At 71.6% G+C, this 15,944-nt stretch carries 14 protein-coding genes and 1 pseudogene; 13 read left to right on the top strand and 2 right to left on the bottom strand.

Features of this window, described 5'->3' with window-relative positions; genetic code table 11:
• Window positions 1-118 precede the first annotated feature (118 nt).
• The 9 genes and pseudogenes from ACFWU9_RS11945 to ACFWU9_RS11905 all read left to right on the top strand — a co-directional run bounded on the left by ACFWU9_RS11945 (window position 119) and on the right by ACFWU9_RS11905 (window position 8,870).
• A complete protein-coding gene (locus ACFWU9_RS11945; protein WP_384316848.1) occupies window positions 119-1,111 on the top strand; it encodes a sugar ABC transporter substrate-binding protein in 993 nt (330 codons plus the stop codon).
• Complete coding sequence (locus tag ACFWU9_RS11940) at window positions 1,108-2,187, top strand: ABC transporter permease (RefSeq protein WP_384316846.1); 1,080 nt, start codon at window positions 1,108-1,110, stop codon at window positions 2,185-2,187. Before ACFWU9_RS11945 ends, ACFWU9_RS11940 begins: the two co-directional genes overlap by 4 nt.
• Complete coding sequence (locus ACFWU9_RS11935; RefSeq protein WP_384316844.1) at window positions 2,184-3,119, top strand: ATP-binding cassette domain-containing protein; 936 nt, start codon at window positions 2,184-2,186, stop codon at window positions 3,117-3,119. The genes ACFWU9_RS11940 and ACFWU9_RS11935 overlap by 4 nt, the downstream gene beginning before the upstream one ends.
• A gap of 262 nt (window positions 3,120-3,381) precedes the next feature.
• Window positions 3,382-4,527, top strand: a pseudogene (locus tag ACFWU9_RS11930) (ROK family glucokinase); the annotation flags it as partial.
• 221 nt (window positions 4,528-4,748) lie between these two features.
• The gene (locus tag ACFWU9_RS11925) at window positions 4,749-5,318 is read left to right on the top strand and encodes a hypothetical protein (protein ID WP_384316842.1); all 570 of its coding nucleotides are present in this window, start codon (window positions 4,749-4,751) and stop codon (window positions 5,316-5,318) included.
• Between the two features lie 96 nt (window positions 5,319-5,414).
• On the top strand, window positions 5,415-6,731 hold the full coding sequence (locus tag ACFWU9_RS11920; RefSeq protein WP_384316920.1) for an alpha/beta fold hydrolase: 1,317 nt from the start codon (window positions 5,415-5,417) through the stop codon (window positions 6,729-6,731).
• A 114-nt stretch (window positions 6,732-6,845) separates the two neighbouring features.
• A complete protein-coding gene (locus ACFWU9_RS11915; RefSeq protein WP_384316918.1) occupies window positions 6,846-7,478 on the top strand; it encodes an MBL fold metallo-hydrolase in 633 nt (210 codons plus the stop codon).
• Window positions 7,479-7,537: 59 nt separating this feature from the next.
• Window positions 7,538-8,317, top strand: coding sequence for an exodeoxyribonuclease III (locus ACFWU9_RS11910; RefSeq protein ID WP_384316840.1), 780 nt, complete (start codon window positions 7,538-7,540; stop codon window positions 8,315-8,317).
• A gap of 112 nt (window positions 8,318-8,429) precedes the next feature.
• Window positions 8,430-8,870 (top strand): DUF6278 family protein, encoded by a 441-nt coding sequence (locus ACFWU9_RS11905; RefSeq protein ID WP_384316838.1) that lies wholly within the window; start codon window positions 8,430-8,432, stop codon window positions 8,868-8,870.
• A gap of 644 nt (window positions 8,871-9,514) precedes the next feature.
• On the opposite strand, the gene ACFWU9_RS11900 is transcribed toward ACFWU9_RS11905, so the two are convergent.
• On the bottom strand, window positions 9,515-10,258 hold the full coding sequence (locus ACFWU9_RS11900) for a hypothetical protein (protein WP_384316836.1): 744 nt from the start codon (window positions 10,256-10,258) through the stop codon (window positions 9,515-9,517).
• Between the two features lie 124 nt (window positions 10,259-10,382).
• On the opposite strand from ACFWU9_RS11900, the gene ggt reads away from it, so the two are divergent.
• Complete coding sequence (gene ggt / locus ACFWU9_RS11895; RefSeq protein WP_384316834.1) at window positions 10,383-12,293, top strand: gamma-glutamyltransferase; 1,911 nt, start codon at window positions 10,383-10,385, stop codon at window positions 12,291-12,293.
• A 99-nt stretch (window positions 12,294-12,392) separates the two neighbouring features.
• On the opposite strand, the gene map is transcribed toward ggt, so the two are convergent.
• Window positions 12,393-13,160: a type I methionyl aminopeptidase gene (gene map, locus ACFWU9_RS11890; protein ID WP_384316832.1), complete on the bottom strand. Its 768-nt coding sequence runs from the start codon at window positions 13,158-13,160 to the stop codon at window positions 12,393-12,395.
• A gap of 42 nt (window positions 13,161-13,202) precedes the next feature.
• Here map and ACFWU9_RS11885 point away from each other — a divergent pair, with 42 nt between their 5' ends.
• The 3 genes from ACFWU9_RS11885 to ACFWU9_RS11875 all read left to right on the top strand — a co-directional run bounded on the left by ACFWU9_RS11885 (window position 13,203) and on the right by ACFWU9_RS11875 (window position 15,733).
• On the top strand, window positions 13,203-13,454 hold the full coding sequence (locus tag ACFWU9_RS11885; RefSeq protein ID WP_384316830.1) for a helix-turn-helix domain-containing protein: 252 nt from the start codon (window positions 13,203-13,205) through the stop codon (window positions 13,452-13,454).
• A gap of 97 nt (window positions 13,455-13,551) precedes the next feature.
• The gene (locus tag ACFWU9_RS11880; RefSeq protein WP_384316828.1) at window positions 13,552-13,932 is read left to right on the top strand and encodes a PPOX class F420-dependent oxidoreductase; all 381 of its coding nucleotides are present in this window, start codon (window positions 13,552-13,554) and stop codon (window positions 13,930-13,932) included.
• 226 nt (window positions 13,933-14,158) lie between these two features.
• Window positions 14,159-15,733, top strand: a complete 1,575-nt coding sequence (locus ACFWU9_RS11875; RefSeq protein ID WP_384316826.1) for a hypothetical protein — start codon at window positions 14,159-14,161, stop codon at window positions 15,731-15,733.
• The last annotated feature ends 211 nt before the right edge of the window (window positions 15,734-15,944 follow it).

Raw genomic sequence — 15,944 nt, 5'->3', positions numbered from 1 at the left:
CTGATACTTGGGCCGCCGGGCGCGGACCTACCACGCCCGGCGGTACCGGAAAGCACAGCAAGAGGGGCGCGGCGTCGTGGCAAGGGTCAGTCGTTCGGATGGGGCAGGGGTACGGGCGGTGGGCGCGGTGCTCGCGGTGATCCTCGGGGCGGCGTCCCTCGCGGGATGCAGCAGCACCGGCGGCAAGCGCGCCGAGGAGCGCGCCGCCGCGGCCGAGGCGCAGGCGCGGGGACGGGCCGCGGTGAGCACACCGCAGTGGACCGTCGCCATGGTCACCCACTCGGGAGACGGCGACACCTTCTGGGACATCGTCCAGAAGGGCGCGAAGCAGGCCGCGGAAAAGGACAACGTCAACTTCCTGTACGCGCACAGCGACGAGGGCCAGCAGCAGGCGCAGCTCGTCCAGTCGTACATCGACAAGGGTGTCGACGGGCTGATCGTCACGCTCGCCAAGCCCGACGCGATGAAGGCCGTCGTCGCCAAGGCCACCAAGGCCGGTATCCCGGTGATCACCGTCAATTCCGGCTCCGAGCAGTCCAAGTCGTTCGGCGCGCTCAGCCATATCGGCCAGGACGAGTCCATCGCCGGTGAGGCGGTCGGCGACGAACTGGACAAGCGCGGCCGGAAGAAGGCCCTGTGCGTCCTGCACGAGCAGGGCAACGTCGGCCATGAGCAGCGCTGCGCCGGGGCGAAGAAGACCTTCGACGGCACGATGCAGAACCTGTACGTCGAGGGCACCAACATGCCCGACGTCCAGGCGGCCATCGAGGCGAAGCTCCAGAGCGACAAGGGCATCGACGCCGTCGTGACACTCGGCGCGCCGTTCGCCGACACCGCCGTCAAGGCGAAGGAGACGGCCGGCAGCAAGGCCGAGATCGACACGTTCGACCTCAACAAGGCCGTGGCCGCCTCGCTCAGGGCCGGGCGCCTGGGCTTCGCCGTCGACCAGCAGCCGTATCTCCAGGGGTACGAGGCCGTCGATCTGCTCTGGCTCTACCGGTACAACGCCGATGTACTCGGCGGCGGGCGCCCGGTCCTCACCGGACCGCAGATCATCAACAAGCAGGACGCCGCCGAGCTGGAGAAATACGCGGAGCGAGGGACCCGATGACCACAACCGCACCACCCGTGAAGGACCGGCCGGGCGACGGCGGCAGCGGCGGCCCGGCCAGGGACGAGCGCCTGCTCGGTGACTCTCCGCTGCGCAAGTTGCTCGGCAGGCCCGAACTGGGCGCGGTCGTCGGCGCGGTGGCGGTGTTCCTCTTCTTCTCGGTCGTCGCCGACTCGTTCCTGAAGACCTCCAGCTTCGGCACCGTGCTCTACGCGGCGTCCACCATCGGGATCATGGCCGTGCCGGTGGCCCTGCTGATGATCGGCGGCGAGTTCGACCTCTCCGCCGGTGTGCTGGTGACCAGCTCCGCGCTGATCTCCTCGATGTTCAGCTACCAGATGACGGCCAACATCTGGGTCGGCGTCCTGGTGTCCCTGCTGGTCACCCTCGCCATCGGGGTCTTCAACGGCTTCATGCTGACGCGGACGAAACTGCCGAGCTTCATCATCACCCTCGGCACGTTCCTGATGCTCACCGGACTCAATCTCGGTCTGACCAAGCTGATCAGCGACACCGTGTCGACCAAGAGCGTCGGCGACATGGAGGGCTTCGAGTCGGCGCGCAAGGTCTTCGCCTCCGAACTGACCCTCGGCGGCGTCGAGTTGAAGGTCACCATCCTCTGGTGGGCGGGTCTGGTCGCCGTCGCGACCTGGATCCTGCTCCGTACCCGCTTCGGCAACTGGATCTTCGCGGTCGGCGGCAACGCCGAGGCCGCCCGCGCCGTCGGTGTCCCGGTCCGGCTGACGAAGATCGGCCTCTACATGGGCGTCGGCTTCTGCGCCTGGGTCTCCGGCCAGCACCTGCTCTTCTCGTTCGACGTCGTCCAGTCCGGCGAGGGCGTCGGCAACGAGCTGATCTACATCATCGCCGCGGTCATCGGCGGCTGCCTGATCACCGGCGGTTACGGCTCCGCGATCGGCTCCGCGGTCGGTGCCTTCATCTTCGGCATGACCAGCAAGGGCATCGTGTACGCGGAGTGGAACCCGGACTGGTTCAAGTTCTTCCTCGGAGCGATGCTCCTTCTGGCCACCCTGCTCAACGCATGGGTCCGCAAGCGCGCGGAGGCGACCCGATGACCAGCACGCCCGGCACGCCCACGACCCCGACCGGCGCCGCGCCGGGCGGCACGGCGACCACGACACCCCTGGTCGAGCTGGACGACGTCAGTAAGTACTACGGCAACATCCGGGCCCTCGAAGGGGTCTCGCTGGAGGTGCACCCCGGTGAGATCACCTGCGTCCTCGGCGACAACGGCGCGGGCAAGTCCACCCTGATCAAGATCATCGCCGGGCTGCACCGGCACGACGCGGGCGAGTTCCTCATCGAGGGCCGCGGGACGACGCTCGGCTCCCCGCGCGAGGCACTGGACCTGGGCATCGCCACCGTCTACCAGGACCTCGCCGTCGTACCGCTCATGCCCGTCTGGCGGAACTTCTTCCTCGGCTCCGAGCCGACGAAGGGCGCCGGCCCCTTCAAGCGCCTCGACGTCGAACTGATGCGCCGCACCACCCGCGAGGAACTGCTGCGGATGGGTATCGACCTGCGCGACGTCGACCAGCCCATCGGAACCCTGTCCGGCGGTGAGCGGCAGTGCGTGGCGATCGCCCGCGCCGTCCACTTCGGTGCGAAGGTGCTCGTTCTGGACGAGCCGACCGCCGCCCTCGGCGTGAAGCAGTCCGGGGTCGTACTGAAGTACGTGGCCGCCGCGCGCGACGCGGGTCTCGGCGTGGTGCTGATCACCCACAACCCGCACCACGCCTATCTCGTCGGCAACCGGTTCGTCCTGCTCAAGCGCGGTGTCATGGCCGGCAGCCACACCAAGGCCTCGATCACTCTGGACGAGCTGACCCGCCAGATGGCGGGCGGGTCGGAGCTCGAAGAGCTCAGCCACGAACTGGAGAAGGCTCCCGCGCCGGCCCGTCTCGGTGGCCGCCCGGTGGACGACGGTGGGCATCCGGTGGAAGAGGAGGAGAACGGCGAGCCGCCGGGCGGCGGCGCCAAGCCCTGACCGACCTCCCCACCTTCCTGATGGCAGAATCGGCGGCGGTGGCCAACCCCCCACCGCCGCCGCCCCGGACACCGGGCGCGACGTGCCCCCGACCCGCAGGGACGACACGACACGTGCGAGTACCCAGGCCGCGTTCCGGTAGCAGCGCCGCCCGCCCGGCCGACGGCCCCAGCTCGGGAAGTCCCCGGCCCCGCCCGGCCGCCCGGACCGCGGTGGTCCCCCGGACCGCGACGGCCCCCCGGCTCGTGAGGGGGCCGCTGCGATGAGCACCTACCGCGACCTCACCCACCGGGGCACCGCCCGCGCCACCGTCCTGCGCACCGTCGGCACCCGCGAGCGCCGCTCGCACGCGTCGGCGCCGCGCGTGCCCACCGTCGGCATCGACATCGGCGGTACGAAGGTGATGGCCGGCGTCGTCGACCCGGACGGCAACATCCTGGAGAAGATCCGGACCGAGACCCCGGACAAGTCCAAGAGCCCGAAGGTCGTCGAGGACACCATCGTCGAGCTGGTGCTCGACCTCTCCGACCGCCACGACGTGCACGCCGTCGGCATCGGGGCCGCCGGCTGGGTGGACGCCGACCGGGCGAAGGTCCTCTTCGCCCCGCACCTCGCCTGGCGCGACGAACCCCTCAGGGACTCGATCTCCTCCCGGCTCGCCGTGCCGGTGATGGTCGACAACGACGCGAACACCGCCGCCTGGGCGGAGTGGCGCTTCGGCGCCGGACGCGGCGAGGACCATCTCGTCATGATCACGCTCGGGACCGGTATCGGCGGCGCCATACTGGAGGACGGCCGCGTCAAGCGCGGCAAGTACGGGGTGGCCGGCGAGTTCGGCCATATGCAGGTCGTGCCCGCGGGCCACCGCTGCCCCTGCGGCAACCGGGGCTGCTGGGAGCAGTACAGCTCGGGCAACGCGCTCGTCCGGGAGGCCAGGGAGCTGGCCGCCGCCGACTCCCCGGTGGCGTACAACCTCATCGAACGCGTCAAGGGCCACATCCCCGACATCACCGGCCCCCTGATCACCGAGCTGGCCCGCGAGGGCGACGCCATGTGCGTCGAACTGCTCCAGGAGATCGGCCAGTGGCTCGGCGTCGGCATCGCCAATCTGGCGGCGGCGCTCGACCCGTCCTGCTTCGTCATCGGCGGCGGCGTCAGCGCGGCGGACGATCTGCTGATCGGCCCCGCGAGGGAGGCGTTCCGCCGCCAGCTCACCGGGCGCGGCTACCGGCCGGAGGCCCGTATCGCCAAGGCGCAGCTGGGCCCCGAGGCGGGCATGGTCGGCGCGGCCGACCTCTCCCGGCTCGTGGCACGCCGCTTCCGCCGGGCGAACCGGCGCAGACTTGAGCGGTACGAGAAGTACGAGCTGTACGCGGAGGCGATCCGCACCGGCCGGATGCCCCAGGACCTGCGCGAGGAGCAGGAACTGCGGGAGGCCGAGGAGTCCCGGGCGGCGGCCGAGCGCGAGGCGCGGGAGGCCGAGGCGGCGCGAGCGGAGGCCGAGGCGGCGACGGAGCCGAAGCCCGCGTCGGACGAGCACACCTCCGAGACGCCGCGCGCGCCGGGAACGCCGCGGGAACCCCGTAACAGCCCCAGCCGAGCCCCTCGCACCAGCCAGGAACCTCCCTCATGACCGTGCCCCACCAGTCGAAGTCCCCGGACGAGAAGCCGCCGGAGAACCACAGCCACATGGTCCGGCGCCGGTGGCTGACGGCGATAGTGATCGTGCTGCTCATCGGCGTGCCCGCCGGCTATCTCATGGTCTCGGCGGGCCAGAGCCGGCGCAGCGGCCTCGACAAGGAACTGGAGTCCTCGGCGACCGGTCTGACCGACGACGTGCCGTCCCGGATGAAGCAGCGCGTCTTCGAGGTGCCGATCCCCGCCCGCGCCACGAACGTGCGCTACTACGAGACGAGCAACTGGAAGTCAAGCCGTCTGTATGTGCAGTTCAACGTGACGTCCGGCCGGCTCGACACCTTCCTGACCGAACTGGGCACGCACCGCTCGGCGCTCAAGGAGGGCCACGTCAGCATCGCGCCCCGCGACTCGCGCACCGTCGGCTGGAACTTCGTCCCCACCCGGGTGTGGTCGGGCACCACGCACAAGCAGAAGGACCCGCGCCCCACCCAGGACATCACCGTCGACCTGAGCGACCCGGCCATGCCCCGTGTCTACGTCGTCTCCACGACCACCCCGTGACCACCACATGGTGACCACCACCCCGTGAGGTATGGCGGTGACCATCTCACTAACCTGACGCGAGTGAGTGAAGTGAGCGAAGTGAGTGACACGACGATGCCTGCCCCGACACTGACGCTGCAGTACCGCATGGACGGCCCGGACGACGCGCCGGTGCTCATCCTGGGCCCTTCGCTCGGTACCACCTGGCACATGTGGGACAGGCAGACACCGGAGCTGGCCAAGCACTGGCGGGTGCTCCGGTTCGATCTGCCGGGCCACGGCGGCGCGCCCGCCCACCCCGCCACCGGCGTCCCCGAGCTGGCGGACCGGCTCCTCGCCACGCTCGACGGACTCGGCGTCCAGCGCTTCGGTTACGCCGGCTGTTCCATCGGCGGCGCGATCGGCGCGGAGCTGGCGCTGCGCCGCCCCGACCGGGTCGCCTCGCTCGCGCTGGTGGCGTCGTCGCCCCGGTTCGGCACGGCGGACGAGTTCCGCCAGCGCGGTGTCATCGTCCGTACGAACGGTCTCGACCCGATGGCCCGCTCGGCGCCCGAGCGCTGGTTCACGGCCGGCTTCGCCGCCGCCCAGCCCGCGATCGTCGAATGGGCGGTCCAGATGGTCCGTACGACCGACCCGGGGTGCTACATCGCCGCGTGCGAGGCGCTCGCCGCCTTCGACGTACGGGCGGAGCTGGGCCGTATCGGCGTGCCGACGCTCGTCCTGGTCGGCGCCGAGGACAAGGTCACGGGCCCCGCCGAGGCCCGCACGCTGGTCGCGGGGATACCGGACGCCCGGCTCGCCCTGGTGCCGGGAGCCTCGCACCTGGCGCCCGTCGAGCAGCCGGCCGCCGTCACCGATCTGCTCGTCCGCCACTTCTCCACCGCCTGGCAGAACCCCTCCGACACCTCGACCGGTCTGACGGTGCTGCCCGACTGGGCCACCTATCCGGGGCCCGGGGCGCCCGCCGGACCGCCGACCCTCTCGCCGATGACGTCCCCGCTCGCCGAGATCGCCTCCGCCGAGCAGCCCAAGCCCGTCACCGCCGTACGCGCGGATCCTTACGAGGCGGGCATGCGGATCCGCAGGGAGGTCGTCGGGGACGCCCATGTGGACCAGGTCATGGCCGAGACGGACGGTTTCGCCGGTGACTTCCAGGAGCTCCTCACCCGCTACGCCTGGGGCGAGGTGTGGAGCCGGGAGGGCCTGGACCGGCGCAGCCGCAGCTGCGTCACGCTGACGGCCCTCGTCGCCGGGGGGCATCTGGACGAACTCGCCGTCGAGACCAGGGCCGCCCTGCGCAACGGTCTGACCCCGGCCGAGATCAAGGAGGTACTCGTCCAGACGGCCGTCTACTGCGGCTTCCCGGCGGCGAACGCGGCGTTCCGCGTCGTCGGCGCGGTCGTCGAGGAGGAGACCACCCCCGACAGGTAGCGCCGCCGCCCGGCGCCGCGTTTGCCTGTGCCATGCCGGGTGTCGACGATGGAGGTGTGCGATGCCCGTGTCGTACGGAAGACCGCCCCGCAACCGCACCACGAGGTGATCACGGTGAAACTCACCAAGAAGTCCCACGCCTGCGTCCGACTGGAGAAGGACGGGCGGACACTCGTGATCGACCCCGGCGTCTTCAGTGAGGAGGACGCGGCGGTCGGCGCCGACGCCGTTCTCGTCACGCACGAGCACCCCGACCATTTCGACGAAGGCCGGCTGCGGGCCGCCCTCGAAAGCAACCCCGGGGCCGAGATCTGGACCCTGCGCAGCGTCGCGGACCAGCTGTCGTCCGTCTTCCCGGGGCGGGTGCACACCGTGGGTCACGGCGACACCTTCACCGCCGCGGGCTACGACGTGGAGGTGCACGGTGAACTCCACGCCGTCATCCATCCCGACATCCCGAGGGTCACCAACGTCGGCTATCTGGTGGACGGTTCGCTCTTCCACCCCGGCGACGCGCTGACCGTCCCCGCCGGGCCGGTCGAGACGCTGATGCTCCCGGTGCACGCGCCCTGGAACAAGGTCTCCGAAGTGATCGACTACGTACGCGAGGTCAAGCCGCGGCGCACCTTCGACGTCCACGACGCGCTGCTCACCGAAGTGGCGCGGCCCCTGTACGACGGCCTGCTCGGCCGCCTCGGGGGATCCGGCCACCACAGGCTCGCCCCCGGTGAGGACACCGAGCTGTGACCGTGGAACAGGGACGGTCGCGAGGGTGACTGTCAGAGCCCGCGGATAGGCTGGGGACCATGCGCATCGCGACCTGGAACGTCAATTCGATCACCGCCCGGCTGCCGCGGCTGCTGGCCTGGCTGGAGAGCACGGGCACGGACGTGCTGTGCGTCCAGGAGACCAAGAGCACCCTGGAGCAGTTCCCCGCCGACGCCCTGCGGGAGCTCGGTTACGAGTCCGAGGTCAACGCCTCGGGCAGATGGAACGGCGTGGCGCTGATCTCCCGCGTCGGTCTCGACGATGTCGTCAAGGGCCTGCCCGGCGGCCCGCAGTACGAGGGTGTCGAGGAGCCCCGCGCCATCTCGGCGACCTGCGGGGGCGTCGGGATCTGGTCGGTCTACGTGCCCAACGGCCGCGAGATCACTCACGAGCACTATCAGTACAAGCTGCGCTGGCTGGAGGCGCTGCGCGCGGCGGTGGCCGAGGACAGCGCGGGCCGGCGGCCGTTCGCCGTCCTCGGTGACTTCAATGTGGCGCCGACCGACCAGGACGTGTGGGACCCGGCGCTGTTCGAGGGCGCCACCCATGTGACGCCCGCCGAGCGGGAGGCGCTGGCCGCGCTCCGCGCGGGCGGTCTGTCCGACGTGATGCCGCGTCCGCTCAAGTACGACCAGCCGTACACTTTCTGGGACTACCGCGAGCTCCGGTTCCCGAAGAACCGGGGTATGCGGATCGACCTCGTCTACGGCAACGGGCCCTTCACCGCTGCCGTCAAGGACAGTTATGTCGACCGTGAGGAGCGCAAGGGCAAGGGTGCTTCGGACCACGCCCCGGTCGTCGTGGATCTCGACCTCTGATGTTCCGGGGGACGGGGTCGGCATCGGCGGGTCTGACCGTGGGCATTCTGCCTCTGATACCGCCCGCGTGCCCTGAGGTGCGCGGGCACGGGGAAATGGCAGGCTGAGTGGTATGAACATCCCTTTCTTGGACAACTGGCGCAAAAGGAACGGCGCTGACGAGGGGGCGTCGTCGGCGTCCGTCGTCGGGGATGACGCGGAGGGCGTGGCGGAACTTCTCTCGGAGTGCGAGCTGCTGCGGGTCCGGGCGGCCCAGTCCGGGCTCGAACTGGACGATTCCCCGGCCTCGTTGGAGGCCCTGGACCAACTCCCCCCGCACTGGCGCGACGACCCGGAGGAGCTGCCCTGGCTGGGCAACGACGCGGGGCTCTATCTCGGCACGGTCATCGTCCGTACGGTCCAGGGGGCGGCCTGGCACGTCTGGCCCGGCGGCCACCCCGTGGTCCGGCTGCTCTCGGGACGGGAGATCCAGGTCGTGGAGGCCGGGCTCGACTGGGCCGCCAGTGGCGCGCCCGAACTGTCACAGGTGTACGCGGAGGCGTCCGAGGCCTGAGCGGGAGCCGCGGCTCCTGGAGGTTAATACGGCTTATGCCCGATTTATGCGTGTCGGGTGTGAAGTCCCTTGATGCGCTGGATAGTTTGCGCTGACCTCGACAGAGCCGAGAACGGGGAGGGCAGCGCATGGCCGTCGACCACGGTCCGACGGGCGGTCCGCGGGAGGAGCCGCGGCCGAATCCACGACGCATCCGTCCACGACGTGTCCACAGGGCCCCGACCGAATTCCCCGCTCCTGGAGTTCGGGCACGCGGGCGAACGCATCCCGGCGGATCTGGACTACGCTTTGCCGTTCATCCCCACGGTGACGGTGGTCCTGCCCGCAGAGGCCACGGTCGCCGCGTCGGCCCCGGGCACCACCCGGGGGTCCCTGCGCGACCGCCGTGCCCCACGCACGCGGGGATGGTCCCGCCGCCGCCCGACGCGCGGTAGCTCAAGGGACATGGCCCGCCTCCCGCTTCTCGCGGGAGGACCCTCCGGCAGCAGCCGGAGATCACTTCTCGCGCCGCGGGACCGACAGGCACCACGGGTCGGGCGCGGCCGGGGAGAAGGTCAGCTGCGCGCCGGGAGGGGCCGTGTCCGACAGGGAGCGGGCCCACGTCGTCCGGATGTACGGCGAGGGCGCCGCTCGCCGTACGCCCTTCAGCCGGTGGCCCGGTGCGAGGTGCGTACGACCGGGGCCGGCTCCCGCGCCGCCTTGGTGACATCCGCGACCAGCTCGACCACATCGGGGCCGTACGCCTGCGAGTTGACCACCTTCAGCAGCAGGCAGAAGGTGTCGCGTCCGTGCTTGCGGGCCAGCTTCTCGTGGTGCTTCGCCAGATAGCGCGAGGCCGCCTGGTTGGTGATGGCCCGCTGCCCGCAGAAGAGGAAGACCGGCCGGGAGTCCTGACCGGCGGTCAGCCGCGCCAGGATGACGTACTCCGCCACACCGGGCTCGACCCGGTAGCGCTCGGTGCCGATCTGGAAGGCCCCGCGGTCCGGGCCCGGGTCCGGATCAGTGTTGATCTTGACGCCGGGCAGCAGCGAGGAGAGATGCGCGGCCATCCGGCGGTTCGACGCGGGGCCGCCGAGACAGAACTCCGTCCGCTCGCCGAAGCCCTGCTGCGCCGAGTCGTGCTGGACTATCTGGGCGTGCGCGCCGCAGTCCTTGACCAGCGCGGACATCTCGAGAAGCGCGAAGACGTCGTGACGGTGGACGGCGCCGTCGCCGCCCGCCTCCCGGTTGACGACCAGCAGGCACTCGGAGTTGCCGGGCAGCCCGAAGAACGCCTGTTTCCGGTCGAGTTTGCGGCGCCAGATATAGCTACGGGCGAACCAGCCGAGAGAAGCACAGATACCGGCGGCGAGCACCCCGAGAACGATGTCGCGTACGTCGTCAGTCATGGGCGCGCACTTTAGCGGGAGCGCGCCGCGACGGACATCCCGCACGGACTTCGGGGCAAGTGGTTCTGGCGGGGCGCGATCAGTGAAGTTACGCTCCGCGGACGGACGCCCCCCGGAGGTAAAGATGCGCCGCCTCGCCGTACGCAACGTCTCGATCGTCGCCCTCACCGCCGCGATGCTCTCGGTGGGAGCCGCGGCCCCGCCGTCCGCACCCGCCTCGACCCCGCCGACACCCACGAAGGCCCGCGCCTCGGGTGCGGTGATTCCGGCCGCGCCGGCCATCTCGTCGGTACCGACGAAGGCCCCCGTCAAGTCACCGGTCGCCGTCGGCTGGGGCGGGGCGGTGTCGAGCGTCGACAAGGACGCCTCGGCCGCCGGCATCGACGCGCTGCGGCGCGGCGGCAACGCCGTGGACGCGGCGGTGGCCACCGCCGCCGCGCTCGGGGTCACCGAGCCCTACTCGGCCGGCATCGGCGGTGGCGGCTACTTCGTCTACTACGACGCCGGCTCCCGCACCGTCCACACCATCGACGGCCGCGAGACCGCCCCCAAGTCAGCCGACGCCACCCTCTTCCAGGAGGACGGCAAGCCGATCCCGTTCGCCGAGGGGATGACGAGCGGACTCGGTGTCGGTACGCCCGGCACCCCGGCGACCTGGGAGCGGGCGCTCGACTCCTGGGGGAGCATCTCGCTGCGCGAACTGCTGAAACCCGCCGAACGGCTGGCGAAGGACGGCTTCGTCGTCGACGGCACGTTCCGTTCCCAGACCGCGTCGAACCAGGAGCGGTTCGCCGACTTCCCGGCCTCCGCCGCCCTGTTCCTGCCCGGCGGGGAACTCCCGGTGACCGGTTCGGTGTTCAAGAACCCCGGCCTGGCGCGCACCTACGCCGAACTGGGCCGGCTCGGCACCGACGCGCTCTACCGGGGCGAGATCGCCCGCGACATCGTGAGCACCGTCCGCACGCCCCCCGTCGACCCGGACGCCACCCGGAAGGTCCGGCCGGGCGATCTGACGACCGGTGACCTCGCGGCGTACCGGACCAAGAGCCAGGCGCCGACGAAGGTCTCCTACCGAGGGCTGGACGTGTACGGCATGGCGCCGTCGTCCTCCGGCGGTACGAGCGTCGGCGAGGCCCTCAACATCCTGGAGAGCACCGACCTCTCGGCCGCCTCGCAGGAGAGGTATCTGCACCGCTTCATCGAGGCGAGCCGGATCGCCTTCGCCGACCGGGGCCGCTGGCTGGGCGACCCCGCCTTCGAGGACGTCCCCACCAAGGCCCTGCTGTCGCAGGATTTCGCCGACTCGCGTGAATGCCTCATCAAGGACGGAGAGGCGCTGAAGAGCCCCCTCGCGCCCGGCGACCCCGCGAAGCCGGTGCCGTGCGCGGCGGGCGGTACGGCGGCGCCCACGACGTACGAGGGGGAGAACACGACCCATCTGACGGCCGCCGACAAGTTCGGCAACGTCGTGGCGTACACCCTGACGATCGAGTCGACGGGCGGCAGCGGCATCACCGTTCCCGGGCGGGGCTTCCTCCTCAACAACGAGCTGACGGACTTCTCCTTCGCCCCGGCGAACCCGGCCGTCCACGACCCGAACCTGCCCGGCCCCGGCAAGCGGCCGAGGTCGTCCATCTCCCCGACGATCGTGCTCGACGACAACGACCGGCCGCTCCTCGCGCTCGGCTCGCCGGGCGGCGCGACCATCATCACGACCGTCCTCCAGACGCTCACCGGCCATCTCGACCGGGGCCTGCCGCTGGTCGACGCGATCGCCGCGCCGCGCGCCAGTCAGCGCAACGCGGCGCGGACGGAGCTGGAGCCGGGTCTCTACAACAGCCCGCTGCGGGCCCAACTCGAAGCACTGGGGCACGCGTTCACCGAGAACCCGGAGATCGGTGCCACGACCGGCATCCAGCGGCTGCCGGACGGCCGCTGGCTGGCGGCGGCGGAGAAGGTCCGCAGGGGCGGCGGCTCCGCGATGGTGGTGCACCCGTACCCGAACGGGCGGCCGTCCCCGTCCGGGGGGCGGTGACGCGGGGGACGCCACCCCTCGACGTGTACGGCGCCGCCCCCTCGGAGGAGGGGAGCGGCGCCGTACGCGTCCGTCCGGGCCGCCCCGGTCGGAGCCGGGTCAGAGCTGGGTCAGGACGCGCGGGCCCTCGTCGGTGATCGCCACCGTGTGCTCGGCGTGCGCCGCGCGGCTGCCGTCCGACGTACGGATCGACCAGCCGTCCCGCGCCGTGAAGTGGTCGTCGGCCCCGCTGGCGATCAGCATCGGCTCGATCGCGAGCACCATGCCGTGGCGCAGCACCATTCCCCTGCCGGGCCTGCCCTCGTTGGGCACGCCCGGGTCCTCGTGCATGGTGCGGCCGATGCCGTGGCCGCCGAAGCCGTCCGGGATCCCGTAACCGGCGCCCCGGCAGACGAGGCCGATCGCATGGGCGATGTCCCCGATGCGGTTGCCGACGACGGCCGCCGCGATACCCGCCTCCAGCGCCTCGAAGGCCGTGTCGACCAGCCGGGTGTCCTCGGGGCGGGCACGGCCCACGGTGAAGCTGATCGCCGAGTCGCCGACCCAGCCGCCCGCCGAGGCGCCGCAGTCGATGCTGACGAGGTCGCCGTCCCGGAGCGCGTAGTCGTCGGGGATGCCGTGCACGATCGTGTCGTTGACCGACGCGCAGATGACGGCGGGGAAGGGCACCGGCGCCCAGGAGGGGCGGTAGCCGAGGAAGGGCGAACCGGCGTCCGCCTCGGTCAGTACGGCCCGGGCGGCCAGGTCCAGCTCACGCAGGGTGACGCCGACGGCGGCCGACTCCCGTACCGCGGTGAGCGCTTGTGCGACGATCCGGCCCGCGACGCGCATGGCGTCCAGGGACTCGTCCGTTTTGATCTCTACCATTCCAATAACTATACCGGTTGCGTGCGGTATTACAATGACGGCATGGTACGCAGCCCCCTGACCCCCGAAGAGCGCGAACGCGGTGAGCGGCTGGGCAGGCTGCTCCGCGAGGCGCGAGGACCACGCAGCATGGTGGAGATCGCCGCCGCCGCCGGGCTCTCGCCCGAGACGCTGCGGAAGATCGAGACCGGCCGCGCCCCGACACCCGCCTTCTTCACCGTCGCGGCGCTGGCCGGGGCGCTGGGCCTGTCGATGGACGAGATGGTGGCGGCCTGCTCGCCGTTGCCCGCCTAGCGCGGCGGAGGGCCGGCCGAAAGAGGCGCCCACCGGGGGGCGTTCCGTATCCCGGTCACCGCGGAGGTCTCCCTCCGCCACCGCGTACGCTCGGCGCGTGACTCTCGACGAGCTCGGACGCAGCCGCTATGTCAGCCTCACCACGTACCGCAAGGACGGCACCGGGGTCGACACTCCGGTCTGGCACGCCGTGGACGGCGGTGAGTTGTTCATATGGAGCCGGAGCGACGCCTGGAAGATAAAGCGGATCCGCAACAACAGCCGTGTCGTCGTGACCGCGTGCGACGTGCGCGGACGGATCGCGCCGGGCGCGGCGAGCGCCGAGGGGACGGCCCGGCTCCTGGAGGGCGACGAGGTCTCCCGGATCAACAGACTCCTTGCCCGCAAGTACACCTGGCAGTTCTGGATCGTCCAGAAGCCCGCCGCGCTCGTACGGCGCGGCAAGCGCGTGCACACCGGAATCGCCATCAGTTTCTGACGTCTCCCCGGCGCGCCGACTTGTGAAAGAACCTTGACCTCTCACCACATTTTTTCCTCGGAAACGTGACGTCGAACACCCGCTGAAGCCATACTTGAGTGATCGCACCGCACCGTACGCGACAACCCCGCGTAGCCGTCACGTAACACGGCTGCGGTTTCATGCCGGCGGGCCGGACGGTTCCCTTACGGCAGTGCGCAGCAGGGCAGGGGCGGGAAAGACAGCGATGACCAGACATGAACTTCCGGCGGAGATCGGGGCTTTCGCACGGTACTTCCGCGGGGTGACGGAGCTTCTCGACCCGGACGGCGGCTGGTACGCGGTCTTCAGGCAGCGGGACCCCGAGGGGCTCAGGGCCTGTCTCGAAGGCGCCGAGGTACCGCCCTGGGACGTCGTGGAGTCGCTGCTCCACGATCTCGCCGCCGCCCACGAGAACCGGCCGGTCGACCGCGAGACCGCGCGCGCGAGCAGGCTGCACGCCGCGTCCGCCGCCGCGCACGACCGGCTCCCCGGCGGCCCCGACGCCCTCCAGGAGCGGCTCCGGCTGATGCAGCACGAACAGGCCGCGGCGGCGAGCCGCGCCGACGAGGTGATGCGCCGCCTCCGGCTGGTCGGTGAGGGGTCCCCCGAGGCGGACCAGCTCGAATACGACCTGGCCTGGGTCCGCGACGACTACGCGCGCGCCACGGCCCGCTGCACCGAGCTGCGCGAGCGCATGGCCACCCTCGCCGCCCAGCCGAAGGCGCCGGCGGACGCGCGGTCGGGCCAGGGCGCGCCCGCTCCGCGCTCGCCCTCTCCCGCGCACGCCGCCCCCAACCCGGAGTACGGCTCGCCCGAGGCGAGACCGACGGCGGCCGACGGGTGGTACAGGGCCGAGGAGCCGGCGGCCGACGACCGGTCGGTCTTCGGCCGTTCCGACGGCGAGCGGCAGACCGCGCCCGAGGACTGGTTCCGTCCCGAGCCGGCCAGGACCGGCGAGGGCGGCGGCCACGAGGGGCGCCGGGGCTCCGGTGACGCGGGCGACACGGGTGCCAACCCCGCCGTCCGCGTGGACGATTCACAGGAGATGGCGCAGGTGCCCGGCCAGCGCCGCAAGCTGCGCAGACAGCGGGGCGCGCGCTTCGCCTTCACCGAGGGCGCCGATCCCGCGTCGGGGGCCCTCGTCCCGCCCGCCGCCACCGAACCGCCGCGCGGCGCCCGCTTCGGCGGCGCGTCGGGCTCCGACAAGGCCCAGAAGGACGGCTCGGACACCGGGATGACCCGGCAGCAGTCCGAGGCGCGCCGCGCCGCGCTCGACACGGTGGCCGTGCTCGTACGGCTGCGGGCCAGCGGCCGCAGCGGTGAGGCACACGTCGTGCTCTGCGAGGCCGCCGCCGGACCCGCCGAGCAACTGCCCTTCCTCGCCGCCGAACTGCACCGCGCCGAACTGGGCGCCGACTGGGCGTCGGTGCTCTGGGAGGTGTCGTCCCTGCCGCCCGACCGACTCGCGGCGGCGGCGGGCGCGCTCGCCATGGCCGGCCGCGACGCCGACTGCGGGGTGCTGCTGCGCCAGGGTGTCTCCCGGTCCGCCGAGGACATCGCCCACGCGGTCGTCGCCCTCAGCGACGCGGGCCGCGCCCAGGAGGTGCAGGCACTGCTCGGGGCCTTCGTCCGGGCCCGTACGCCCGAGGACGCGGCTCTGATCGCGGTGGTCGACCCGCCCCGGCTGGTGCCGCGCCTGGTCGAAGCGGCCCGGGGCGTCTCCACCACCCATGAGCGGGATCTGGCCCGCGCGCTGCGGAGCGCGGGGATCAAGGCCTGACCTCGGACGCCGGTCCCGGCCGTGTCCGAACGGGGTTGCCGGCCCCGCGCGATGTCCTTTCCGGACCGGTCCTGCGCCGCCTGTGGACCGGCCGGGTGCGAAACATGATCGACTCAGCGGCTTGACAGCGATGGTCTTGCCCCGGTGGGACGGCGGGCTTAGGTTCTCCTCCTACGCACCGTGTCTACGGGCGTAGAAAGCCGGAGTGAAC

It is taken from the genome of Streptomyces sp. NPDC058653, assembly GCF_042716895.1.
In the GTDB taxonomy this organism is placed as follows: Bacteria; Actinomycetota; Actinomycetes; order Streptomycetales; family Streptomycetaceae; genus Streptomyces.
The sequence above is the reverse complement of the archived record's forward strand: the minus strand, read 5'-3'. Positions and strand labels throughout refer to the sequence as shown.